Origin of the sequence: [Clostridium] ammoniilyticum (genome assembly GCF_025566905.1) — a bacterium.
In the GTDB taxonomy this organism is placed as follows: Bacteria; Bacillota_I; Bacilli_A; order Erysipelotrichales; family Coprobacillaceae; genus Faecalibacillus; species Faecalibacillus intestinalis.
The window spans coordinates 67,336-92,746 of sequence record NZ_JAOQJR010000005.1; the positions used below are offsets into that span (position 1 = coordinate 67,336).

Annotated in this window: 25 protein-coding genes and 1 pseudogene; 8 read left to right on the forward strand and 18 right to left on the reverse strand. The window is 34.0% G+C overall.

Annotation, left to right across the window (positions count from 1 at the left end; all coding sequences use genetic code 11):
• Window positions 1-108: 108 nt before the first annotated feature.
• Window positions 109-708: a pyridoxamine 5'-phosphate oxidase family protein gene (locus tag OCV55_RS06310; protein ID WP_267309842.1), complete on the reverse strand. Its 600-nt coding sequence runs from the start codon at window positions 706-708 to the stop codon at window positions 109-111.
• 95 nt (window positions 709-803) lie between these two features.
• Here OCV55_RS06310 and OCV55_RS06315 point away from each other — a divergent pair, with 95 nt between their 5' ends.
• Window positions 804-1,094: a hypothetical protein gene (locus OCV55_RS06315; protein ID WP_032091025.1), complete on the forward strand. Its 291-nt coding sequence runs from the start codon at window positions 804-806 to the stop codon at window positions 1,092-1,094.
• A gap of 32 nt (window positions 1,095-1,126) precedes the next feature.
• Here the strand turns inward: OCV55_RS06315 and OCV55_RS06320 are convergent, their stop codons facing one another.
• The 7 genes and pseudogenes from OCV55_RS06320 to OCV55_RS06350 form a co-directional block, all read right to left on the reverse strand.
• On the reverse strand, window positions 1,127-2,545 hold the full coding sequence (locus OCV55_RS06320; protein ID WP_147580133.1) for a glycoside hydrolase family 1 protein: 1,419 nt from the start codon (window positions 2,543-2,545) through the stop codon (window positions 1,127-1,129).
• Between the two features lie 10 nt (window positions 2,546-2,555).
• A complete protein-coding gene (locus OCV55_RS06325) occupies window positions 2,556-3,488 on the reverse strand; it encodes a type I phosphomannose isomerase catalytic subunit (RefSeq protein ID WP_147580134.1) in 933 nt (310 codons plus the stop codon).
• A gap of 35 nt (window positions 3,489-3,523) precedes the next feature.
• On the reverse strand, window positions 3,524-3,997 hold the full coding sequence (locus OCV55_RS06330; RefSeq protein WP_032091028.1) for a zinc ribbon domain-containing protein: 474 nt from the start codon (window positions 3,995-3,997) through the stop codon (window positions 3,524-3,526).
• 12 nt (window positions 3,998-4,009) lie between these two features.
• Window positions 4,010-4,429, reverse strand: coding sequence for a zinc ribbon domain-containing protein (locus OCV55_RS06335; RefSeq protein ID WP_147580135.1), 420 nt, complete (start codon window positions 4,427-4,429; stop codon window positions 4,010-4,012).
• Between the two features lie 80 nt (window positions 4,430-4,509).
• Window positions 4,510-4,908: pseudogene (locus tag OCV55_RS06340) on the reverse strand (PTS sugar transporter subunit IIC); the annotation flags it as partial.
• A gap of 127 nt (window positions 4,909-5,035) precedes the next feature.
• Complete coding sequence (locus OCV55_RS06345; protein ID WP_004843517.1) at window positions 5,036-6,331, reverse strand: tyrosine-type recombinase/integrase; 1,296 nt, start codon at window positions 6,329-6,331, stop codon at window positions 5,036-5,038.
• Window positions 6,332-6,417: 86 nt separating this feature from the next.
• Window positions 6,418-7,047 carry a helix-turn-helix domain-containing protein gene (locus tag OCV55_RS06350; protein ID WP_147580136.1) on the reverse strand — a complete coding sequence of 210 codons (630 nt, stop codon included), beginning with the start codon at window positions 7,045-7,047 and terminating at the stop codon, window positions 6,418-6,420.
• Window positions 7,048-7,218: 171 nt separating this feature from the next.
• On the opposite strand from OCV55_RS06350, the gene OCV55_RS06355 reads away from it, so the two are divergent.
• The 4 genes from OCV55_RS06355 (at window position 7,219) to OCV55_RS06370 (ending at window position 10,639) form a co-directional block, all read left to right on the forward strand.
• The gene (locus tag OCV55_RS06355) at window positions 7,219-7,449 is read left to right on the forward strand and encodes a helix-turn-helix domain-containing protein (protein ID WP_004843519.1); all 231 of its coding nucleotides are present in this window, start codon (window positions 7,219-7,221) and stop codon (window positions 7,447-7,449) included.
• Between the two features lie 140 nt (window positions 7,450-7,589).
• Entirely contained in the window at window positions 7,590-7,904 is a 315-nt protein-coding gene (locus tag OCV55_RS06360; RefSeq protein WP_005608351.1) for a hypothetical protein, read from the forward strand.
• Between the two features lie 328 nt (window positions 7,905-8,232).
• On the forward strand, window positions 8,233-9,954 hold the full coding sequence (locus OCV55_RS06365; RefSeq protein WP_147580137.1) for a MobA/MobL family protein: 1,722 nt from the start codon (window positions 8,233-8,235) through the stop codon (window positions 9,952-9,954).
• Window positions 9,932-10,639 (forward strand): DUF6040 family protein, encoded by a 708-nt coding sequence (locus OCV55_RS06370; RefSeq protein ID WP_008394183.1) that lies wholly within the window; start codon window positions 9,932-9,934, stop codon window positions 10,637-10,639. Before OCV55_RS06365 ends, OCV55_RS06370 begins: the two co-directional genes overlap by 23 nt.
• A 195-nt stretch (window positions 10,640-10,834) precedes the next feature.
• Here OCV55_RS06370 and OCV55_RS06375 read toward each other — a convergent pair whose 3' ends face one another.
• The 6 genes from OCV55_RS06375 to OCV55_RS06400 form a co-directional block, all read right to left on the reverse strand.
• The gene (locus tag OCV55_RS06375; protein ID WP_006859032.1) at window positions 10,835-13,162 is read right to left on the reverse strand and encodes an ABC transporter permease; all 2,328 of its coding nucleotides are present in this window, start codon (window positions 13,160-13,162) and stop codon (window positions 10,835-10,837) included.
• A 14-nt stretch (window positions 13,163-13,176) separates the two neighbouring features.
• Window positions 13,177-13,842, reverse strand: coding sequence for an ABC transporter ATP-binding protein (locus OCV55_RS06380; RefSeq protein WP_006859033.1), 666 nt, complete (start codon window positions 13,840-13,842; stop codon window positions 13,177-13,179).
• Window positions 13,843-13,993: 151 nt separating this feature from the next.
• Window positions 13,994-15,025 (reverse strand): sensor histidine kinase, encoded by a 1,032-nt coding sequence (locus tag OCV55_RS06385; protein WP_006859034.1) that lies wholly within the window; start codon window positions 15,023-15,025, stop codon window positions 13,994-13,996.
• On the reverse strand, window positions 15,022-15,711 hold the full coding sequence (locus OCV55_RS06390) for a response regulator transcription factor (RefSeq protein ID WP_009265522.1): 690 nt from the start codon (window positions 15,709-15,711) through the stop codon (window positions 15,022-15,024). The genes OCV55_RS06385 and OCV55_RS06390 overlap by 4 nt, the downstream gene beginning before the upstream one ends.
• A 249-nt stretch (window positions 15,712-15,960) precedes the next feature.
• Window positions 15,961-16,200: a DUF6061 family protein gene (locus OCV55_RS06395; RefSeq protein ID WP_006859036.1), complete on the reverse strand. Its 240-nt coding sequence runs from the start codon at window positions 16,198-16,200 to the stop codon at window positions 15,961-15,963.
• Window positions 16,201-16,401: 201 nt separating this feature from the next.
• Window positions 16,402-17,430, reverse strand: a complete 1,029-nt coding sequence (locus OCV55_RS06400) for a PTS transporter subunit EIIC (RefSeq protein ID WP_267309844.1) — start codon at window positions 17,428-17,430, stop codon at window positions 16,402-16,404.
• A 238-nt stretch (window positions 17,431-17,668) separates the two neighbouring features.
• Here OCV55_RS06400 and OCV55_RS06405 point away from each other — a divergent pair, with 238 nt between their 5' ends.
• From OCV55_RS06405 to OCV55_RS06415, 3 genes are all read left to right on the forward strand, one after another.
• Window positions 17,669-19,570 (forward strand): BglG family transcription antiterminator, encoded by a 1,902-nt coding sequence (locus OCV55_RS06405; protein ID WP_147580138.1) that lies wholly within the window; start codon window positions 17,669-17,671, stop codon window positions 19,568-19,570.
• Between the two features lie 97 nt (window positions 19,571-19,667).
• Window positions 19,668-19,931, forward strand: coding sequence for a hypothetical protein (locus OCV55_RS06410; protein WP_147580139.1), 264 nt, complete (start codon window positions 19,668-19,670; stop codon window positions 19,929-19,931).
• 2 nt (window positions 19,932-19,933) lie between these two features.
• Window positions 19,934-20,137 carry a hypothetical protein gene (locus tag OCV55_RS06415; protein ID WP_147580140.1) on the forward strand — a complete coding sequence of 68 codons (204 nt, stop codon included), beginning with the start codon at window positions 19,934-19,936 and terminating at the stop codon, window positions 20,135-20,137.
• 28 nt (window positions 20,138-20,165) lie between these two features.
• On the opposite strand, the gene OCV55_RS06420 is transcribed toward OCV55_RS06415, so the two are convergent.
• From OCV55_RS06420 to OCV55_RS06435, 4 genes are all read right to left on the reverse strand, one after another.
• Window positions 20,166-21,620, reverse strand: a complete 1,455-nt coding sequence (locus OCV55_RS06420) for a glycoside hydrolase family 1 protein (protein ID WP_147580141.1) — start codon at window positions 21,618-21,620, stop codon at window positions 20,166-20,168.
• 12 nt (window positions 21,621-21,632) lie between these two features.
• Window positions 21,633-22,259, reverse strand: coding sequence for a DUF4867 family protein (locus OCV55_RS06425; RefSeq protein ID WP_032091033.1), 627 nt, complete (start codon window positions 22,257-22,259; stop codon window positions 21,633-21,635).
• Window positions 22,259-23,728, reverse strand: a complete 1,470-nt coding sequence (locus tag OCV55_RS06430) for a glycoside hydrolase family 1 protein (protein WP_147580142.1) — start codon at window positions 23,726-23,728, stop codon at window positions 22,259-22,261. Before OCV55_RS06430 ends, OCV55_RS06425 begins: the two co-directional genes overlap by 1 nt.
• Before the next feature lie 214 nt (window positions 23,729-23,942).
• Window positions 23,943-25,409, reverse strand: coding sequence for a glycoside hydrolase family 1 protein (locus OCV55_RS06435; protein WP_147580143.1), 1,467 nt, complete (start codon window positions 25,407-25,409; stop codon window positions 23,943-23,945).
• Between the last annotated feature and the right edge of the window lie 2 nt (window positions 25,410-25,411).

Below are 25,411 nucleotides of genomic sequence, written 5' to 3' on the forward strand. Positions count from 1 at the left end.
ATATTAAGATATTGTTTAGAAACATTTATTGAAAAAACGATTATTTTTCCACATAAATTCAAACATTTTGTTTCTTTTGCCTAAAAATAAAAGGAGACTTTTAAGCTCCTATTTATCTCTTCTTGCTTTTCTATCAGCAATAATATCAGAAATATCAAATGGTACTTCATCATCTTCTTGTTCATAAACATTTAAAAATGAAACATCTTCTACACTTCTAAGTGGAAACTCTGATTTTGCAGTCACATCTTTTAAATCACATTCAATAACACCAATATATATACCTGGAATAACTTTTCTTTCACTCAATGGTTTAATAGCACGATCATTACATATATAAAGCAAATTATAACCTTTTTCCCATGTTTCTGGATCATCTTTATAATCCAACATCTTCATTTTTCCTTTCGCAATCACACTACGATAATTATGATAATGTCCTTTATATTTCTTATCAGGAAAATCATTAAAGATACTAAATTCAATACATACTCTTGGATCTTTCTTAAGTAATTCTACTTTTTTTCCTACTTTCATAAAATGTGTATATACATTCAAATGCGTATCTGTCATCTCAAACCCAAAACTCATTGGCACAACATAAGGAAAACCATCTTCATCATTCATTCCCACATTAATAATATTCATTTCTTGAAGCATAGCTTCTATTAATTTATAATCGACTACTTCTCTTTCAAATCGTCTCATTTCATTCACCTCAATTACACTATACTTTGTTTTGTTTTATTTTCAAATGACTTTCAATAAATGAATAATATCTTATAATATTTTTGAGGTGTCATATGAATACATTAAAAATACAAATCAAACCCTATTATCAAAATAATCCATTTAATTTAAAAGATGATCAAATACATTGTTTATCTACTAATAAAGATGAAGAAGAAATCCAATTACTTCTTAAACAAATGAATCTTTCTAACTATACTGTGTTTCTTCAATTAGATATGGAAAATTATACTTATGGTTATCTACATACATCATCAAATAAAGAATATGATTTATTCTATTATAATGACTTTGATGATTATGAAGATGAAATTGAATTTGGAGTACTGCTTGGATTAAAATGATGACAAAAAGATAAAACGGGCAAATAAGCCCGTTAATAATCTATATCATTTTCTAAATCTTTCCCTTGTGATTCTATCACTTTCTTATACCAATAAAATGACTTCTTAGGATAACGTTTTAATTCCTTTAAATCTTCAAAATCACGATCTACATATACAAAACCATATCTTTTTCTAATTTCCTTATGACTACTTAAAAAATCAATTGGACTCCATGCAAGATATCCCATTAAATCCACACCATCATGTTCTACGGCTGTATTAATCGCTTTAATATGTTTTTGATAATAAGCAATCCGTTCATCATCATAAACTTTTCCATCTTTCATTGTTTCATCAATTCCTATACCATTTTCTACAATAAAAAGCGGTTTATGATAACGATGATAAAAATCAACAAGTGAATATCTTAATCCATCAGCATCAATTTGCCATCCCCATTCATTAGCATCATAATAAGGATTTTTTAAAGATCGTTGATCAAAAATAAGTGCATCTTCTAATTCATTTTGATCTTTTATATCTTCAAAAGAAGAAATAACATTACTACGATAATATGAAAAAGCAAGATAATCTAATTTTTTAGAAGCATCTTTAATCACATCTTTTTCTTCTTGAGACATATTCAACTCAATATTTCTATTTTTAGCGTATTGCATAAAGTATTGAGGAAGTTCACCATTACACATTGTGTCATAAACAAAGTAATTATGCATTTTATTTTTGAAATCTGCTGCTAAAATATCATCTGCTTTACATGTAAGTGGATAAAATGGTGCATGTCCAATCATTCCTCCAACTTGTGCTTGGGGATCAACACGTTTGATAACTTCAACAGCTCTTGCATGAGCTACTTGCACATTCACATTTAAATGTACAAACATTTCTTGTTTCGTCATACCTTCTGGTAATCTTGCACCAGAAACTAAATCTGACATATGGATTGCTAGATTGATTTCATTATAAGTAATATAATATTTAACTTTTCCTTTAAATCTTTCTACAATACTTTCAACATGTCTTGCATAAAATTCAATGACTTCTTTATTCATAAACCCATTATAATGATTTAATAGATAATCTGGCATATCAAAATGAACAAGAGATACAACTGGTTCGATTCCTTTTTCTAATAAATAATCAACCATCTTATCATAAAAATCTAATCCTTTTTCATTTGGTTTTTCTTCATTTCCCAATGGATGGATTCTTGACCAAACAACAGAAAATCGATATGCTTTAAACCCCATTTCTGCCATATAATCAATATCTTCTTTCCAATGATGGTAATGATCCGTTGCTACATCTGTTGTACAAAACATAGGTTTAATTCCTGGTTCTGGAGTTACGACTAAAGTATCATAGACATTCAAACCTTTACCATCTTCTAAATAACCACCTTCAGCTTGAACGTTACTTAAAGCGCCTCCCCATAAAAATTCTTTTTTCATACAATTCTCCTTACTTTGTTGTCATCATAATCATCATTTGACCATCAAGTTCAATTGATGTATTTGTAGGAATCAAAAAATTATCTCCTACTTTAACGTCATATTCGTCTACTTTTCCACTACCTTTTACAACTGTAGCAAGTTGATAATTATCGCATTTATATTGACATTTGCCAATAACAAGCAATTGAGAAACTGTAAATGAATCATTTGAAATAAATGTTGTTTCTTTCATATTTTCATGAACTTTAACAACTGGATGAACATCATTTTTATCGATATTCTTATCGAAAGATAAACAATCAATTGCCTGTTTTAAATGTAATTCTCTTTCATTTCCATCTTTATCTTTTCTATGATAATCATAAAAACGATACGTCACATCCGTAGATTGTTGAATTTCATAAACAACATTCCCTTTACCCATAGCATGTAGACAACCTGCTGGTAAATAAACAAAATCACCATCAGCTACAGGATATTTTTTATAAATATCGTCCCATTTATCTTGATTGATCATTTCTTGAAGCTCTTCTTTATTCTTTGTCTTTTGCCCATAAACAATAGAAGCCCCTGGATCTGATTCAATAAAAAACCACGCTTCATTCTTTCCTCGTTTATAACCAATTTTTTGAGCATGCTCATCATCAGGATGAACTTGAATACTCAAATCATCTTCTGGTCCAACTAAAGAAATAATTACTGGGAAATCCTCACCTGGATGTCCAAATAATTCTTGATGTTTTTCCCATAATTCTTTTAGAGTTTTTCCTTTGAATTCACCATTTATACAAACAGTAGATAAACCTTCACCATCTTGAGCACTAAAAGACCATGATTGACCTATTCCTTCAGGAAAATCATCATACCCAAAGAAATCTCTTACTTTTGTATGACCCCAAATTGCTGGTCTAGGAATCGCTTTAAAAAACAAAACACCCATTTTATCTTCACTCCTTTAAAAAAGGCATATTTCGCCTAAATAGTAAACAAAGCGAACATGCCCATAATTGTTACAAATACAGATAAAATATTAACCATCGATACAACATTTGATTTAATCCTAAATCCATATTTACTAAATATTAAATTATTCACTTGTTTCGCTTTTGTCACATGGTAATCCGCTAATAAAGCAAATACCACAACAACTATTCTCATAGGTAAACTTGTACCAATACCGCTCCCTAATAAATTCCATGGAAACATAGCCAACACTAAAGCTACAACAGTTGCAACCAAAGATGCTGCAATGTAAGGATTCTTTTCATCTTTATGTTTCATCATGCGTTCTTGCTCTTTCAATGATTGTGTTTGATTTTTATTTTTCTTTTTATTTTCATTGTATTTTTCAGCATAACTTACTTGTTTAACTTTAACAACTTCACATCCACAACTATCACAAAACTTTGACGTTTCCTTTATTTCTGCACCACATTTTCTACAATACATAATCTAATTCTCCTACTTTAAAATAATTTGTGAAATATTGACTAACGCAACAAAAATACTTAAAAAGATTGAAATATAAGCATAACTCTTATTTCCAGTAGGTGCATATCCTTTCTTTTGATCATCTTTATCAACTTTTAAGGACATCACACCACAAACCAAAGCACCTGCATAAAGCAATGAACTTATAATATATGGTAGTTTGACATTTCCACCAACAGCATTAACAACTGTTCCTCCAATAAAATCTAAACCAATTAAAGCTATAAAAAAGAGGAGGATTCCTAGTTTTGCAAAAGAATTTTTTCTTGGATTTTTCTTTAATTTTTTAGATTCTTTAATCTCTTTCTTTTCTCCGTTAAGTTCTTTTCCACAATGATAACAAAATGCTGAATCTTGTGGTATTTCTTTATGACAATATGGACATTCCATAACTAGTTCCTCCTTTTATTAAAAAGAAGGCTTGAGGCCAATTTGGCACTTAGCCTTCTTTAAATTATTCAATTATTTAATTAAGCAGTTTCGCCATTAAATTTAGCAACTTCAGCTTTTTCATATGATTTCCAGAATGGATAGAAAATAACCATACCAATTGCAAAGTTGATGAATACGATAACAGCGCCACCGATTGACCCACCTGCAGCTAAGTAACCTAAAATTGGTGAAGGTGTAGCCCAAGGTAAGTTCATATACATTTTACCAACAAATCCAATACTTGTTAACCAATAAGTAAACGCACCTGTAAGTGTATGAGTTAAGATAAATGGAACTAATAAGAAACCATTCATAACTACTGGTAAACCAAACATAATTGGTTCAATGATACAGAATACTGCTGGTGGTAAACAGATTGTAGCTAAAGGTTTTAAATGAGGTAATTTCTTGCTTGACATAAACATATAAACTAGAATTTATATAATTATCTCTCTAACTTTCCCCATTTTATAGGCTTTCCCGCCTGTCCATTAGTGAAATGATATGTAGTTTCCCTTATTTTTGCCCTTATGAGATAATTACAAGGGAAATAAGGGAATTTCTTTAATCATTGCCTACCACTTTATCAAGAAGCCTAACCGATTTTCGTTTAGCATCTCTTGTGGAGTGAGCATAGACATTCATTGTGGTACTGACATCTGAGTGTCCTAACAATTCCTGCACATCTTTTGGGGCTGCTCCATTTGCTAAAAGGTTGCTTGTATAGGTGTGACGTAACTGGTGGAAATGAAAGCCTTCAAATCCCTCTAATGTTTTTGCCACCTTTCTGCAAACAGTTCCCAAAGTAGTTGGAAGTTCCAGACAACCATCCGGTCTTAAACAGACGAAAGAAATTTCTTTATAATCTGCCGGGACTTCCTCTGTTCTGTCTAAGCAATAATATTCGTAGTACACTCTGTTTTTCTCTTTGACCTCTTTGTAGTAGTTCGTGTGATAAAGTTCTCCGTACTGCATTCGATTTTTTAACTGCTCTTTCCGGGCATTACGGAAAATCTCTACCAGTGTATCTCCAAAATCAACAACCCTTACTTTTTTCCGCTTGGTTGGTCCGATGATATATTTGCGCTTTGAGCCATCATATCGGATGCTGCGTCTTATGGTAAGGCATTGTTCTTCCAGATTTACGTCCTGCCATGCCAAACCGCAGGCTTCTCCAATACGAAGCCCGGCATAATAGGCTATCTGGATTGGAAGTATTGCGGCTGGGTTCTTTTTTTGCAGATAAGCAAGCAATCTTTCATAATCTTCTCGTGAAATTGGTTGGACATTTCCGTCCATATCCTCATCGGAAAACAAATCCACTTCATCCGTCTGATACCGCAGTTTAATATACTGCATGGGATTGAACGTAATATACTGTTTTGGAAATACTGCAAAGCGGAAGGACTGCTGCATGACTGCGGAAAAAGAATGGATGTAATCTTTGCTGTAACCCTTTCTCTCTTTTCCGTCGGGATGAACTCCCCCGAAGGAAAGCAAATCAAAAAAGGATTGCAAATGCTCAGAGGTTACATTTTTCAGTTTCCGTTCTGCCAGCGGATGTTTCTTAATATTTCGGATTGTTCCGAGGTAATTCTCCACAGTACCATTGCTGAGCGTACCTGTTTTTAATTCCTCCTCTGCCCACACATCCAAAAGTTGTCCGACTGTGAGATTTTCCGCTTTGGCAACAAATTTCTTTTTCTCATAATCATCCATTGCCTGACGGAGCAGTTTTTCAGTTTCACTTTTGCTTTCTGTTCCAACGCATTCTTTCTGAACAAGATTGCCGCTTGCGTCCTCTACATAGAAGCGGTAGTACCATTTCTTTCCTTTTTTTCTTACAGATCCTTTTGCCATAATCGTATGTCTCCTTTCGATATTAGACAATCGGAACTGATGAAATGCTTCGTGCGTGTAAGTATATCATAACTCCGGCTGTCTTACTATACCGATTCGGAATCTTCGTATAAGACTTCTGATAAAAGATTTGCAAGCCTTTGCTCTGCTGTTTTGGGTTTCTTGGAATAGAGCCTTACGATGTCTGCCATCTCATTAAAAGCATTGATGGTGTGAGTGATTTCCCTTAAGAACATAATCTCATTATATTCATCATTCGATTCAAACCCTATTGTTTTGGCAATATCCGTCTGACCAGCATTCCCCTTGAAGTTTTTGCAGGCGAACTGGAAGGAATCCAAAAACAGACCATATTGTTTTAACATCAGCAGTAATAAATCTTTTGAAAAAGCATCTTCTTCTTTGGTAAGGGCAAGCGGTAACTGTTCCAGAATATCTCCCATCGCATCACGAATCTGTAACTCTCTCTTATCCGTAATGTCGGTTTCATATTCATCTGTTTCCCCTTTGAGCCATTCCACAGATACATGGAGTGCTTCCGAAAGACCTTCCAGCACCATTTTTTTCGTATTGTCAATCGAACCATTCTCATAACGCAGGATTGTAGAAGCGGTAACACCCATCTTTTCTGCGACATAAGGCTGTGTCAGATTCAATTCCAGACGGCGCTGTTTTACTCTGCTGCCTATCAGCTTGCGTAGTTCTTTATCTTTCATGCTGACTGCCTCCTTTTTCGGTATGTATGAATTATAGCATTGTTTTTCTGTAATTGCAATATGCAACTTAAAAATTATTTTTAATATTTCGTAACGCTTGACAAAAAGATATGAAAAGGATATACTTACATCACAAGAATTGCATAATGCAATTTATAAGGAGGTGATTATATGACGCAAAGAAAAATTGCATTATCCATCGAAGAAGCTGCTGACTATACGGGAATCGGCAGAAACACCTTAAGACAGCTTGTAGAATGGAAGAAACTTCCAGTATTAAAGGTTGGTCGCAAAGTCCTGATTAAAACCGATATTCTGGAAATGTTTATGGAAGCGAATGAAGGTCGTGATTTGAGGGATAGAGGAAATGTAAAAGCCGTAACAAGAACTGCGGCAAATTAAAAAGGCGGCTTCCAAAGAAACCGCCAAAGGTTCTATCAGACCGAAGCCATGATATACCTACACGCAAGAAGATTATACCATGTGCTTCTTCTGATACGCAACCGAGAACTTATGTTTGTAAAAGAAAGGGGAATGTAATCATGGCAAAATCAACAAAAAGTTATGAAGAACGAATGCTTGAAATGGAAAAGAAGGAACAGGAAAGCCTTGAAAAAGCAAAACGATATGCAGCACAGAAGAAAGAACTTCTGAAACGAAAGAAAGCCGAAGAAAGTAAAAAACGAACCCATAGGCTCTGTCAGGTTGGCGGTGCGGTGGAATCCGTTCTCGGTGCGCCTATCGAGGAAGAGGACATCCCAAAGCTGATTGGTTTTCTGAAAAAGCAGGAAGCCAATGGGAAATTTTTTTCAAAGGCAATGCAGAAAGAAACACATACCGATATGGAGGAAGTGTAATGGCGGGGGGGGATGAGTTTTTCATTCCCTTCATTGCTTTTTCATGAAGGGCGCACTTATGGACAACCAGAGGTCGTCCCAATAAGTTTGCCACAAGTGGCAACCGGTCTTCGCTCACGCTTGCCGGGCTCGTTCCGTCGGCGGGGCTTTCAGCCAGACCTGCTCATGCCGCAGGAGGCACTCTTCGCCAGAGGGGCGCATTCCATGCAGGCTGCTATGCGCAGGGCACTCTTACGCAGAGGGCGTTCCGGCAATACTGCTTTTTCTAAAACTGAAAGCAATGTTGCCGGAAATCTATGCCGGATGTGCAGAAAGGGGGAATCCAGACATGGCGATTTTTCATTACACAATCAAAATAGTCGGACGAAGTAAAGGGAAATCTGTTATCTCCGCTTCCGCATATCTCAATGGGGATGTGATGAAAAACGAGGAAACCGGGCGAATCAGTTATTACACTTCTAAAAAAGAAGTGGTCTACACCAGTCTGATGATGTGCGAAAACGCACCTCCTGAATGGCAGATAGTACCAGAAGAAAATATAAAACGCTTTCAAAAATCTGTCCGATACAAAAGGTCAGAAGATAAAGAAGCTGCTTTAGAAAAATTTAAAATCACATTTCAGAAACAACGGTTATGGAATGAGGTATTGAAGATTGAAAAAAGTGCAGATGCCCAACTTGGCAGGTCATTTGAATTTGCCCTCCCCAAAGAATGGAGCAGACAGGAACAGATTCAATATACAGCCGACTATATCAAAAAAACATTTGTGGATAAGGGAATGTGTGCTGATTGGAGTATCCACGACAAAGGGGATGGCAATCCTCATGTCCATCTGCTTCTGACAATGCGCCCTTTTAACCCGGATCATTCTTGGGGGAAGAAAGAAGTCAAAGATTGGGATTTTGTCAGAGATAAAAGCGGAAATATCGTGATTGATGAATCCCATCCGAACTGGTGGCAGGATAAGAAAAACCCTGACCGTCATGGAATCCGTATCCCTGTATTAGATGAAAACGGAATCCAGAAGATTGGAGCAAGAAACCGCCTGCAATGGAAACGGGTACTGACCGATGCTACGGGATGGAACAATCCAAAAAACTGTGAACTGTGGCGGAGCGAGTGGGCAAAGGTGTGTAATGAACATCTGCCTTTGCATAATCAGGTCGATCACCGTTCTTACGAAAAGCAGGGAAAACTCCAGATTCCTACCATCCATGAAGGTGCTGACGCAAGAAAGATTGAACAAAAGTTTCTTGCCGGGCAGGAAATAAAAGGTTCGTGGAAAGTAGCGGAAAATCAAATCATAAAACAACAAAACACGTTATTGCAAAAGATACTAAACACCTTTGGGAAAGTATCGGGTGCATTATCATTATGGAAGGAGCGATTAAATGACATTAGAAGAAAGCCGGGAAATTATACCCTTAATGGAATCCATGATTGGTCAAATCGAAGAACAGCAGAACCTAATGGCAGAAATGATTCTGGAAATGCAGAACCGGGACACTCAACTCTCTCTTATGCAAAAACAGAATCAGAAATTACAAAAATTAAACAACGAGTTATCCGAGCTGCTCAACATTTTGCCAAATACCGAGGAACTGCTTTCCAAGATGGAAGAACAGAAAACGAAGATAGAGCTTTTGGAAAACGAAAATCAGCAATGGCAGAAATTGGCACAGAAGCTGAACAGCGAAAACAGTTTATTACTGAAACAGAACACCGAATTGCTGAACTGGAACAGCAGATAGAGAAAGGACGTGATATAGATGAACGAATCCAGAGAATCAAAGAACGCCGAACAGTTGGAAGAACTTCTGCTCTTGACCGAGGAGATACAAGAAGAACTAGAACAGAAAGAACAGCTTATCGTGGAACTGAAGACGCAGCTCAGCGAATCTCTGACCTTGAACGAGAAATTAAACAAAGAGAACAGAGCCGGGAATATTCAAGCATTAAAGAACGACTTGAAGCTGGCAGACAGAGCATTGCGGATCGAGAAAGAGAAGTTGCGAAGCGCAAACGTCATGATAGAGGAATGTCAAGATAAAATATGCTATTTAACACAGGAACGGGATTATGCCCGGACACATCAGAAAATCGTAGAAATACCGGTAGAAAAGCCGGTACTCTATGAAAAATGTGAAGCCTGTAACCGGACAGCCTATCAGAATGCAAAAGCAAAATACGAAACACAAAAAGAGCGACTTGCAGGACAGTATAAAGCAAAAACGGTAATGTTCCAAACAACCTTGTTCCTTCTTGCATGGTATTCGTTGACAACCACTCTTTTTCAGGCAGTACAGTCAGATATGTTCCTTGTCGATTGTAAATCATTCTTCAATGATTTAGCATCATTCATACAAACCTTTGTCGGATGGACGATTGATGCCGGGCATTCTGCGGCACAGATTAGTACAAAAATTCCAAATGCTTTTATAGCCGGAATGGTATATTGGTTATTGCTAATATTGATTGTAGGAATATGTATGGCAGGAACAGGGATGCTGGCGATACTGATAGAAATAAAGGTTATAGAATTATATAAGAAAAACTGTTGGGATGTTATTACTCTACTAATGATACTGACAAGTGTTGCTATTGTCATTTATTTTGGAGAATCAATCAAAAAAGTACTGTCAGTAAATCTTCTATTGCTTTTCGTACTTTCGCAGGGCGCATATGTTGGAATTAGATGTTATCTTAAAGTTTGGTTAGAAAAAAGACCATATTAGTATTTTCAACTTACTGTATAGACAGTAAAATTACTCCATACCAGCCTAGTGAAAATTTACTGTATGAAAAGAAGTATTACAGAGAAAAAAGGCTGTAAAAACAGGAACAGCCAGCCCGAAAGAATTTACGGACTGGCTGTATCAGCAGAGTAATGTAATTGTGGAGCTGACCGAGATATGAAAAGCTTTCTATCATCAATTTCGCATTATTGCAATAACAGATTGCTTCTTCCATGAATGAATAAGCAATATTGTCATCAAACTTTCAAGCATAAACATAGCAACAGCAAAAAGAGTAAAAGCAACAACCGGAAATACAAATCCCGTAGACATGCCTGCATTTTTCAAAAATATACCGATTGCATATCCGCCGGGGATTCCAACAACAGCAGTTATAAGCAATGCAATCAAAGTAGTAAAAAGACCTTCCATCATAAATGCTTGCTTCAACTGCTTATTTGTCATACCAATAGATTTTAGTGTGCCCATTTCCTGTTTCTGTGATAAAAGATTTGTCACAGTAAGATTGATTTGATTGATGACCGCAAATATCCACAAGATGGCTGCAATCGCATAAGCTAATGTAAAACCTGCACGATTGTCTGATTGGTGTTCTACAATAAAATCTTGAAGGGTTTGTAAGCGAACATCCCTATTGTCAGAAACGAGTAATTTGAGTTCTTGCTCGATTATCTCCTGATATTCAGCTTCTGCTTGTATTTCGATTGCGTATGTACAGTCATAACCTGCAAGTTCTTTGAGCATATTTTCCGGCATTCTGAAAATATAGCCACCCATTCCATCATTGCTGGAAGTGATTGCACCAATTTTGAATGCTTTTGTTATTGTTTTACCACTATGATTTTTGAAATTAAAGGTCACAGTATCCCCAATTTGAGGTTTCCAATGGTAAACATCATAAATACGTTCGGGATCACTTACAACTAATTCTGTATCATCAGTAATATTTCCAGACAAAACCGCTGCATTTAGCGACGCCAAATCCTTTTCATTATAGCCGAGCATCAAGGTGCTATCTGAAATATCATTGTCTGTTGAGAAATCAACTGGTACGGTAGCATAAGTAAATATATTGCTAACTCCCTCTATATCTCCAACACGCTTTACATAATCAGAAAAATATTCTTTCTGCAAGAGAGCATCCAAATTTTCACTTTCGTTTTCTAAATCAATGCTGATTTTGAAATCTCCGTACTTCATATCCCAATAACGAGCCATACTCTCGGCATTAAAAGAACTCTGATAACTTGCTGCAAGGAAAAATATAACTCCGCACAGTCCCAATGATAAAATGGTCAATAGAGATTTTTTTCTGTTTCTGGAAAAGCTGATTTTCGCTAAATATACAGGCGTAATACGATGTCTTTTGTGAGTGCGGTAATTTACAATTCCCACTGGATTTTTCAGGGCGGAAATTGGAGAAGTATTCGCTGCAATTTTTGCTGGTTTACGAACACTAATATAAACAAGCAGTATTCCAAAAAGGCATGCGCCACATAGAGAAACAATAAATGCAAATACTGACCAGCCTTTTGATTGCAGACAATAGCTGATGATCGTTCCCATGATACTACCAATTAAAATCCCCGGAACTGCAAGCATATAACCCTGTTTAAGAACTATTTTATAAATTTGCTTTTTACTTGCCCCTATTGTCCGAAGCTGTCCGAACTCAGCAACTTTTTGTCCAACCGAAATATAGAAAATGCTGTAAATTACAAGTGCGGCAGCTAAAAACAAAATGGCAGCAACTACACCATATACCGCATAATTACTGAAGGACAAAGTTGTATTTACATAATCATAGTAACTGCTGACTGTCCAATTATTCAGTCCAGTCTCCTCTGAAATTTGAGATAATATTTCTGTTGCTTCGTCTTTTGTAAGGGTATCTGCATTTTCAAGCCAAACATATCCATTAAGCAGGTTATTTCCACGTAATTCCCGGCATTTTTCAAGTGAAACAAAAACAGGATAAGCGGTAGAAGTTTTATCATGATAAATACCAACAATAGTATAATTCTTCAAAGTACCATCCAGATTCAACTGAACTATGGCGTTGATTTCCGGAGACTTATTTTCACTGGCAAAAAAGGCATCTGTAACAGCAATTTCACTTGCTTTCTCTGGATATTTTCCGTCAAAGGCAGGAATCAAACTAAGCATGTCATCATCATAATAAATCAGAGACAGTTCTTTAGAATTTTCTTTCACTGTTTTGATATTACAGGAAAGTCCTACACTTTTTACTTCTTCGTTTGCTAACAACTTTTCTTTACTGTCCTGCGTAATGTCAAAGAAAATCCCTTGATGTAATCCTTCGATTTCTTTCTGATTTTGATAAATGATATTTTGCACTGTGAGCAACGACATCATTATCATAGCAACGGCTACAATAATTGCCGAAAGGCAAAATAAGTTTTTCTTCTTATCAAAACGCACACTTTTTCGTGCTAATTTTTTAATTACTGCACTGGTATCATTTTCAAAAGGATAATTCATAATTCCCACCTCCTTTAGCCAACAATTTTACCATCTTCAATCCGTACAATGCGGTCTGCGAGTTGAGCGATCTCGTTGTTGTGAGTAATCATTACAATGGTCTGATTAAATTCTCCGCTGGTATGCTTCAAAAGCCCTAACACATCTGCACTGGTCTTGCTATCAAGATTTCCGGTCGGTTCATCAGCAAGGATAATCGCAGGCTTCGTAATTAAAGCTCGTGCAATCGCTACACGTTGCTGTTGACCGCCTGAAAGATTGTTCGGCATATTTTCCAGTTTATCTTCTAAAGCCAACATATACACAACTTCGTCCATAAATTTCTGGTCTACTGTATCGCCATCCAGTTCCACAGGCAGGACGATATTTTCATATACATTCAAAATCGGAACCAGATTATAATTTTGGAAGATAAATCCGATGTTACGACGGCGGAAAATTGTCAATTCATCATCATTCTTTTTTGCGAGTTCTTCTCCCCGTACAATCACGCTGCCGGAAGTGGGGGTATCAAGTCCTCCCATCATGTGAAGCAATGTAGACTTACCGCTGCCGGAAGTTCCAACTACGGCAACAAATTCTCCCTGTTCCACAGTAAAATTTACACCATTAAGGGCACGAGTAATATTTGGTTCTGTGCCGTAATACTTCTTTAAGTCGATTGTTTGTAAAATGCTCATATTCAAATGCTCCTTTCAAGGCTTTCTATCTGTTGATAAAGCCATTGTAAACCACAAATGTTACACAAATGTCCGAGATAGAAAAAATTTTTATCGAAAATCAGAGTGAAATGTTACAACGCTCGGACATTTCAAAAAAAGTGGTTATATCTTACCTTACAGGAAGCATAATAGAAAATTCTGAGCCTTGCCTCAGCTCTGAAACAACCTTGATATAGCCCCCTTGCCTTGTTACAATCTCACGAGCCAAATACAAACCTATTCCCACACCCTGTTGATCGTGTACTTCTTCCTCACGATAGAAGCGCCGGAAGATGGCAGCCTGATTGCTTTCTGAAATGCCCTTGCCGGTGTCGGTCACTTTGACCTCTACGTACATTTCCCACTGAACCACTGATACAGAAATCTTTCCACCTGACGGAGTGTATTTTACTGCATTGTCCAGCAGATTGAAAAGGGCTTCGCTTGTCCACTTGCTGTCATGGGAGATTATCAAATTTTCCGGGCAATCCACGGATACAGCAATTTCTTTTTTCTCTGCGGCATATACAATACTGCTCATGGCTTGTGCAAGCGTATGGAATAAGCTGCTGTCTTTCTTTTCTAATCGTATTGCTCCGGTTTCCAACCGGGACGTTTTAACCAGTGCTTGGAACAGAAAATCCAGTTTATCAGTCTGACTACGTATGCCTTGTAAAAAGTCCATCCGTTCTTCTTCTGAAACAGGCTTTGTTAAAAGTGTGTCCGTTACCATTTGCAAATTGCTGACAGGCGTTTTAACTTGATGTGAAATATCAGAAATCAGCATTTGAAGCTCCTGTCGTTCCATGTCTACCTTGTGCCGGTTTTTCTGCATAATCTCATACAACCGAATTAAGCGGTGGTTGATACGGGCAAAAAGAGTTTCACTATCATTTGACTTTTGTAATTCCTCGTTTCCATCAATCATGTTGTCCAGCGTCCGGCACAAATTAGAAGTAAAATGAGAAAGGCGTTTTCCAAAAATCAGCACCAATAGCCAAATCCAGAAAAACGCACAGAGTGTCAATGTTCCACCCACTATAAAAATTCGTATATCCTGCATTATACCGCCGAAAATACCGGTAATTACCAGCATAGAGAAAACCATGCCAGCACTAACCAGTCTACAAATTTTCTTAGCAGAAAGGTTATTCAGATTCATTTCTTTTCGCCTCCTGTCCATTGATACCCCATACCATAAACCGTTTTGATATATGTGTCGCCATCCGCTTCAATCTTACTGCGAATACGGCTGATAGAAGTAGTAAGGGTATGTTCATCTACATATTTTTCATCAACATCCCACAGTTTTTCTAAAAATTGTTGGCGAGTAAGTACCTGCTTCGGATTTTTAAGAAATAGGTTCAACATTTTATATTCCATCGCAGAAAGTGCTAATGGTTTCCCGTTCAAACTTGCAAATTGTTCCGAAAAATCCAGAAACAAGCTACCATCCTCGTAAATATCCTTAGCTGGTTTGTGATGCTCCAACATAGCGAACATGGCTTTGATTTTTCGCTGCAAAGCACTAATCGAAAAAGGTTTCGTGATATAATCCACTGCACCAGCTTCATATCCCCGTATCTGATTGCTTTCCTGATCGTTGGCAGTTAGAAATATAACTACTGTATCAGGATGCTCTGGCTTGATAAGACGGCATAGGTCATAACCATTTCCGTCTGGTAAATTTATATCCAGCAATACCAAATCAAAAATGTTTGTTTTTAATGATTCAGCGGCTGTCCTTGCATTCAGAACAGAAGTTATTGTGTAACCGTCCAATTCCAAATTATAAGTAAGCGTTTTATTCAAAAGATTATCATCTTCGACAATTAAAATATGCTTCATATTATCACTTCCTTTTCTTTTTGCAGATAGTATAACAGGCAAATGTCCGAGAATTGTTACAAGGACAAATATATTTTTCATTTTACAGCTTTTTTCTGTGTACTGCAATTTTATAAAAGAAAGGACAGCAGTGTCAAATTGCTGTCCTTTCTTTTATCATAGCTGGTAGTGTATAAGCGTGGGTTCATCATATCGGGTGTGGTATCTTTAACTACAGGAAACTCCCTACAACACTATCTCACTTCTTGCTTAATAAAGTTCTAATGAATCTTCTGTATCCACCCACATCTGTAAATTGCCATCAAGATATAATCTTGCATATTCCAAAGGCTCATCCACAGCCAATGAAGTAAGCGCACATTCTGATCCATATGTGGTTTTTAAATTTTTTTCAGCTTCCCAGCAATCAATGCGAAGCATATATCCAGCACTTGTGTAAACATCAATACTATCGTGGTTTATATTATATTCTGCATAAATTGTTCTCATCGTATCTTATCTCCATTTTCTTTTGATAATCAGTTACAGAGTTAAATATCGAAAACATTTCAATCAGTTCACCATGTCGTTATTGTTATATGTTATATTGTGTTATGAAATTTTCTTTCCCTTAATTTTTCCCATATTAAGGTTCATGAAAAGCAATGGGAAAATGTAACACAAGGGAAAGAGTAAGGGAAAGTTCACTTGCTACAAACTTAGTATTTTCAAGGGTTTGCGAAGAATTTGATAATCAAATATAACAGTTATTAAATTTCCTAAAATATGTGAAATATCAACTGCAATTGGCCAACAAGATGATACCCATTGAGATAATCTACATAAGTTTGGTGTCCAAACATATGGTAAATCTTTAACTGCTGTACCTGCCATGAAAGCAGTGTTGTTATCAGCAATCCATTGATTTACAAATACGTTAGTAACAGCACCAGTGATATTGTCACCATGTAAACCACAAATCCATAATAATGCTGATAAGAATTGTTGTAAAGTATAAATGAAGATATTATCAGCTGCACCTAATACAGGTAATAACATTTGTCCAACTAATTCTGGGATATTTAAACCAGCTAAAGTTCTAATTCCCCAACAAATTAATGTAATAAAGAAGTAAGGAATAATAGCTGAGAAACTATCAGAGATTGCTGGTGGTACAGAATCTGGTAATTTAATAACAATATGTTTTTTATAACAAATATCAATAATATTAATTGCGATAGCACCTGCGATCATTGCTGTGATTAAACCAGCACCACCCCAATATGTAGATTCAAAAGCACTTGCTCCTGCTGATAAAGTACCATCTTTAGCAGTAACAACTAATTGCCCAACTGAGTTGTAGTTTAATAACATGAATGCAAAGAATGCACCAACTGCACCAGTTGTTTTACTGAATCCTTTGATTTCTGCATATTCAGCACCAAATGCAATAATAATGTAAACAGCCATAATACCCATTGATAAACTGTTAACTAGGGCTAAATCTCCAGCCCAAGGTTTTAAAAATGGAATTAAAGCTTTTGTAGTTAATCCACCATCTGAACAGAATAAATAAACAACTAAAAATAATGAACCAACCATAGTGACTGGTAATGCTGCAACCATCCCATTAACAATAGCACGAACAAATGGAATTTGCCCGAATTTTGTCATTGGTCCAGCGATTACGTCAACTTTTTCTAGAATTTTGTCCATCATGGACTTCTTTTCTGTAGACATATTTTTCTTCCCCTTTCTTAAGAAAACCTCCTAAATGTAAACGTTTTCCCTTTGCCTACTTATATACTATACTGAATTATTTTCTTTTTCGATATAAACGATTGTCATAATATATGACACTTTTTTTACAAAATTCTCTAAACCCTATATATCATCACAATTTTAAGAAATTAAATTGTTAAAAAACCGCTTGAGAAAACGTTTACATTCATATATAATTTATTTAGGTGGTGATAAAATGCAACTAAAAAAGAATGAAATGAAGATTATTCAGTTATTGTTAGCTTCAGATAACTATATTTCAAGTTATGAAATTGCTAATTCAACAGGTATTTCTAGAAGACGTGTAAGAGATGAAATGAGAAGTGTTAAAGACATCCTCGCCTCTCTTCATTTAAATTTATTATCTAAAGCATCTCAAGGTTATTACATTGAAGGAAAATCTTCTCAAAACTTAACAGAACTTCAAAATATTATTAATAATAATATCAGAGGAGACGATTCTTTAATTCCTACCTTACCTGATGAACGATCTAATTACATTCTAGGGCGTCTCATTAATAGTAAGGAATTTATTAAATTGGAAACACTTGCTGATGAATTAGTCGTCTCAAGAGCCACAATTGCGAATGATTTAGTTTCAATAAAAAATGAATTTAAAAAATATGGTTTAAAATTTAACCAAAAACCTAATTATGGAATTTATATCCGTGGTCCGGAAACAGGGAAAAGAAAATGTTTAGTAGACAATATTTTTAAAAACCTAAATGTTTCTGATATGTACTTTGATTTTTTAGATACTTATTTTAATTCGCCTGATTATGAAATCATTCAAATTTTAAGAGAATATGCTATATCTATCAGTGATATTAGTTTAATAGATTTCTTAATTAGTTTTTCAATTAGTGCAGCACGTATTTCTTGTGGATATTTAATTGGACATCAAACAGAAGGTTTTGAAGATTACCAAAATAGAACAGAGTATTTTGTCGCAAAAAAACTTGCATTATATGCAAAAGAACATTTTGATGTGGAATTTGATGAGTATGAAATTCAAAATATCACGATTCAACTGATTTGTAAGAGATCTACAAAAGGACTTACTTTTATTTATAATCAAGATATTATTGATTTACAAAACGAAATACTTGATAAAATAAAGAAACAAACTTTAATTACTTTTGATGATGAACATTTTAATAAAGTTTTTCCATTATATTTAAAATATACTTTAATACGACAAAAATATGGTGAAAAAATACGTACACCCTTATATGAAGATATTCAATACGATTATCCTCTATCTTATTATCTTGCTCAAATTGTTTCTCAAGTAATAAAAAAACATACAAAGATTCCTCTTTCTAGAAGTGAAATCACTAATTTCACTATTCTATTTAACAATATAATTAATAATAAAAAATATAGTCAAAAAAAGGTTTTACTCATTAACTGTATGGGTGAATCTATCAAAACATTTATTAATCATTTTATCGAAAAAGAACTCTATGACCAATTAGTAATCACTAAATCCATTCATTATTATGAAATAGAAGAAGAAAACTTAGACCAATACGATTTAATCTTATCAACAGCACCGATTCATCGCCAATTACCAATTCCTGTAATCAGCGTAAATTATATTATGTCTCAAGATGATATTATTCGTATTAAGAGTTATTTATCTTATCTATTTAATGATGAACAAATGTTGTATTACTTTCATCCATCTTTTTATCAAACACATGTTCCAGTTAAAACACTTAAAGGTCTGGCAACAAGTTTTTATCAATCTATAAAAAGTGTATATCATCTTAATGATTCTAAAAAGAATGATATGATGAATAAAAACATTTGTTCAGTACATACCTTTGAAAATCAAATCGGTTTATTAAGACTTTCTCGTCCTTTAAACTCTAATAATATTATTTCAATCATTGTTTTAGAAGAACCTATGAAAGTTGAAAATCAAACATTTAAAATAGCTATCTTATTTTCTTGCGCTGATAATCAAAATGTCATGTATAATACACTATTTTCAACTTTAAAGAACATTTCTGAAAATAAAGAAGATTTAGATAAACTCATTTCACATATTCCTTATACAGAATTTTTATCAATTCTTTTAAAAAACAAATAAAATAAGAAGAAAAAATGAATTTTTTGCAGATATATATATTGAAAGGAGATTCAACATATGTACTGTAAGAAAATAATATTAGGAGGACTTCTATGAAATGTCCTCTATTCAAAAACAACTTTCTTTATTATTTGATAAAAGAAAACAAAGTTTAATCGTTGATTATCTAACTTATCAAAGAATAAGAACTCAAGTTTTTAATTACCCAAGAAAATATCAAAATGGATATACTTATTATGTTGATTTAGATAATGATTTGTATGAAATTTATGTTGAAAATCATGAACCTATCATCCATAATAAAATCAATAATTATGAATTAATATTAGATTCCTTAGATATAAAGTTAGGAGGATATTAAAAATGAATTTTTTCAATCAAATAGAAAGTAAAATAATAGATATTCTTAATGAACAAAATATTGATCGTATAAGCATGGCTGGTATTATTGGAACATTAAGACAAGAAAATCTAAATGAAAGTACTTTTTTAAGTTTTATTGAAAGTAAAAGTTCTCTTACTATTGAAGATTGCACAGATCAAATTTGGCGTATGAGAGGATACTAAAAACAAGCTCGATGTGAGCTTGTTTTTGTTAATCTAAATCTTTTCCATCAGATTTGATTGCTTTTTGATACCAATAGAATGAATCTTTTTTACTTCTATGTAAATCTCCTTTACCTTCATCATCCATATCTACATAAATAAATCCATATCGTTTATCCATTTGTCCTGTTGTAAATGATACTAAATCAATTGGTGCCCAAGAAGTATATCCAAAAATATTAACACCTTCTTCTCTGGCTTTCATTAAACTCTTAATATGACTGCGATGATAATCTATACGATAAGTATCATGAATAGAACCATCTTCTTCTACTTTATCATAAGCTCCTAAACCATTTTCCACATCAAAAATAGGTACTTGATAACGGTCATTTAAGACATGTAAGAAATATTCATATCCTGTAGGATCGATTTGCCATCCCCAATCAGATGCTGTTAAATATGGATTCTTTAAGTTAGCAGAAGTTCCAGCCCCACCTAATGCTTCTCCTTCATCTTTATGAGTTGTTACAACATTAGACATATAGTAAGAATAGGCTAAGAAATCAGATTTTCCTTCCATTAAATCTTTTTTATCTTCTTCACTGATATTTAAAGTGACATTATTTTCTTTCCAAATGCGTTTAGCATAAGATGGATAATACCCTCTTACCATTGTATCTGCACAATAAGCAAATTTATTTTGGAATTCTTTATAATTTGCAATAACATCTTTAGGATCACAAGTATATGGATAACTACAGAATCCTGCAATCATACATCCTACTGAAATATTTTCATCAATTTCATGTGCTACTTTAACAGCTTTAGCTGCTGCTACCATTTGATTGTGTAATTCTTCAAAAGCAAATTGTTTTCCTTCTTTAACATCAAAATGTAATAAAATATTGATTTCATTAAATGTTAACCATTTATCTACTAAACCTTTATATTCACTAAAACATACCCTTGCGAATTCAACAAATTGATGAATCATTTCTCTATTTGTCCAATCACCATATGTTTCTTCTAAATAAACAGGTTCGTCATATTTATATAAAGTAATGACAGGATCAATACCATATTTACGACATTCTTTAAATACATTACGATAGAATTCAACACCTTCTTGATTGACTCCACCTTCTACTCCATGAGGATAAATTCTCGCCCATGAAATAGTTGTATTAAATGTTGTAAAACCAAGTTCTGCAAATAACGCAATATCTTCTTTATAACGATGATAAAAATCAATACCAACATGATTTGTATAACGAATATCATCAAATAATTGATATTTAGCCCCTTTAGGTAAATGATCAAATTGTCTCATTTTACCTCTTGTTCCATCTGCATTTATATAATGGATCCAACGTCTATCTGTTGTTGAACCAGGATCTCCAAAATCTACTTGAACAGGACTTTTTCCACCTTCGTCCCATCCTCCTTCACATTGAGCAGCACTAATTGAACCACCCCATAAAAACTTATCAGGTATTGCCATTTTCTTTCCTCCTTATAAATGTTTAATATGAATCATTTTACCTTTTAAACCAGGATAATCTCCTGCTTGTACTTTTTCTACATTGTCTTTATGTGCTATAAACCATTTATTCTTTTTCTTTAAGATTCCTCTTCTTTGACAACTGTCTCCTGTTCCTCTTAACAATAAACAGATTGTTTTAAAGGAATTTTTTACTGTTATTGGTGTATAGTGTAATGTTGTTGCATAAAGCTCCACAACTGTTCCTTTTGGTATATAGAAAAGTTCACACTTTTCTATATCATAATCATTTCCAACCATATCTTGTCTTTTTCCAAGTGCAAGAATGTAGTCTGTTACGGCAATGATTGTTTCACTGCATTGATGATACTCTAAACCATTTAATACTTTATTTTTACCAGTAACGACTCCTGCCATGACATCTAAATAACCATAAACATCATTAATTAAACCTTGCATACATGGCATTTCTTCTAATGCTTGGACACTTGTATCATAAGCATTTATATTTTGATAGGTTGAAGCATACGCAATAGCTTCTTGCATATCTTGTTTGATGATGCGTCCATATTCATTAAACGAATCATCAAGTTCATGAATTTGGTAATCAGGATTTAATGTTCTTATCTTTTCTAACATTAGTCTAAATCTTCACCATTTGAAGTGTAAACCTTTTTACAATATTCAAATGAATCTTTCTTATAACGTTTATATGTTCCATTACCAAAATCATCAACATCTACATAAATAAATCCATAACGTTTTCTAATTTCACCAGTACTTGCTGAAACAAGATCAATACATCCCCACCAAGTGTATCCCATTAAGTCGACACCTTCATCAATACCTTCACTCATAGCTTTAACATGTTCTCTCATGTAATCAATGCGATATTGATCATGAACTCTTCCATCTTCTTCTAATATATCAAAGGCACCTAAACCATTTTCACAGTTCATAAGAGGAATTTGATATCTATCATAAATTTCATGCATAAAGAATTTTAATCCTTTTGGATCAATAGCCCATCCCCAATCAGATTCTTTTAAATATGGATTTTTCTTTGACATGAAATTTAAGTTTCCTGTTGCTTCTTCACCATCTAAATGTGTTGTTACACAATTTGAGAAATAATAAGAGAATTCAAAGAAATCTACAGTACCTTCTTTTAAAGCTTTTGTATCTTCTTCTGTAATATCTAATGTGATATTTAATTCTTTCCATAAATGTTTAGCATAACTTGGATAATATCCTCTTACAAAGACATCTCCAGCATACCAGAAGTTTGTTTGCATTTCTTTTTGATTAGCAAGTTCATCTTCTGGATCACATGTTAATGCATGTGTGAAAATACCTGCTTGCATACATCCGATTTTTTTATTTGGATAGTTATCATGTAAGTATTTAACTACTTTTGCGCTCGCTACTAATTGGTTATGTAATACTTGATATTGTCTTTGTACTTCTTCTTGATTGCTTGAATCCAAGATAGAGAATTGAGCAGCATTGATTTCGTTGAATGTTGACCAATAAGTAACTTCTTGGAATTCATCAATAGATGCTTTCCCAAATTCAACAAATTCATCAATTAAAACTCTATTTTTCCAACCACCTAATTCTTCAATATAGAAAGCAGGCATATCATATTTATATAAATGAACTAATGGTTCTATTCCATATTTCAAGCATTCTTTAAATACATTATGATAAAATTCTACCCCTTCTGGATTAATTCCTGCTTTAATTCCTTTAGGGAAAATTCTTGCCCATGATAATGTCATATTAAATGCTTTAAATCCTAATTCTGCAAACATCGCAATATCTTCTTTATAATGATGATAAAAATCTGTTGCTTTATGATTAGGATAAAATTCATCAGGATTAATTGCTAATTTAGCACCTTCTGGTAAATTACAATTTTCAATCATTGCTGGTGTTTTACCATAAGTTCCATCTGGCATAATATAAGTTGCCATACGTGGTTCATTCACATTTCCTCCAGTATGATAATCTGTCATATTTGGAGATTTTCCACCTTCGTCCCAACCACCTTCACATTGGTTAGCACTGATATCTCCACCCCATAAAAATCCTTTTGGAAAACTCATTTTTTATTCCTCCTTTATTTTATAATCTATCATTTAACCTATTTATTGTTAACGTTACAAACTTAAATAACAAATAGAGTGTAAACGTTTTCTCATCTCTGCTTATATACTATAATGATTTATCTTTTTTTTCTACACAAACACTTGTCATAATATGTGACTTTTTTTTATTGATTTCTAATAATCATTATAAAAACAAGCTCAAATGAGCTTGTTAATCGAGATCTTCTCCATTAGAAGCGATAACCTTTTTATACCAATAGAATGAATCTTTTCTTGAACGATGTAAATCACCATTTCCTTGATCATCCATATCTACATAAATAAATCCATATTTTTTATCCATTTGTCCTGTTCCTGCAGAAACAAGATCAATACATCCCCAAGTTGTATAACCAAATAGATTAACACCTTCTTCAATAGCTTTTTTCATTTCTTTAATATGTTCACGATGATATTCAATACGTGCAGGATCATGACAAATACCATCTTCACCTTCAGTTTCAATTAAACCAATACCATTTTCCACATCAAACATTGGTGCATTATAACGATCATTAATTAAATGCATTAAATGTCTAAACCCAACTGGATCGATTTGCCATCCCCATGCATTTGCTTTTAAATAAGGATTTTTAACTGTTCCTAAAACATTTCCTGCAGTATGATCATTTTCTTCAACTTTATGTGTTGTGACAACACCTGAAGCATAATATGAAAAACCAATGAAGTCTGATTTACCATTCATTAAATCTTCTTTATCTTGTTCTGTAATTTCTGGTGTAATACCATATTTTCCCCAAATTCTTTTAGCAAATGGTGGATAATATCCTCTCATTTGTGTATCAGCACTATAACAGAAGAAATCTTGGAAGTTTTCATAACGAGCAATAGCATCTAATGGATCTGGTGTTAATGGATAAGACATATTTCCACAAATCATACACCCTACTTTAAGATTTGAATCAATTTCATGTGCAACAATAGTTGCTCTTGCAGCAGCTACTAATTGGTTGTGTAAATAAATTAAATTTCTTTGATTTTTTTCTGTTTTTTGACCATCTCTTGGCATAATGATATTGATTTCATTAAATGTCATCCACTTATTAACATAATCTTTATATTCTGTAAAACATACTCTTGCAAATTCAACAAATTCATCGATCATAGCACGATTACGCCATCCACCATGTTGTTCTAAAAGCGAAACTGGTTCGTCATATTTATATAATGTAATAACAGGATCCATCCCATATTCTTTAGCTGTCTTAAAAACATCTCGGTAGAATTCAACACCTTCTTGATTGATTCCACCTTTAATTCCATGTGGATAAATTCTTGCCCATGAAATGGATGTATTAAATGTTGTATATCCCATTTCTTTAAATAACGCTAAATCTTCTTTATAACGATGATAGAAGTCACTTGCTACATGATTTGTATAATGCAAATCATCAAAGAAGGCAAACTTGCATCCTTCTTCTAATTCGTCAACAGCTTCCCAATTACGATGTACTCTTTTACCATCTTTATCTAAATACCAAATTTGTCTTCTTTCTTTTGTTGATCCTGCTGTACAATAATCAACTAATACTGGAGACTTTCCTCCTTCATTCCATCCGCCTTCAATTTGAGCAGCACTAATTGAACCACCCCATAAAAATCCTTTTGGAAATCCCATTT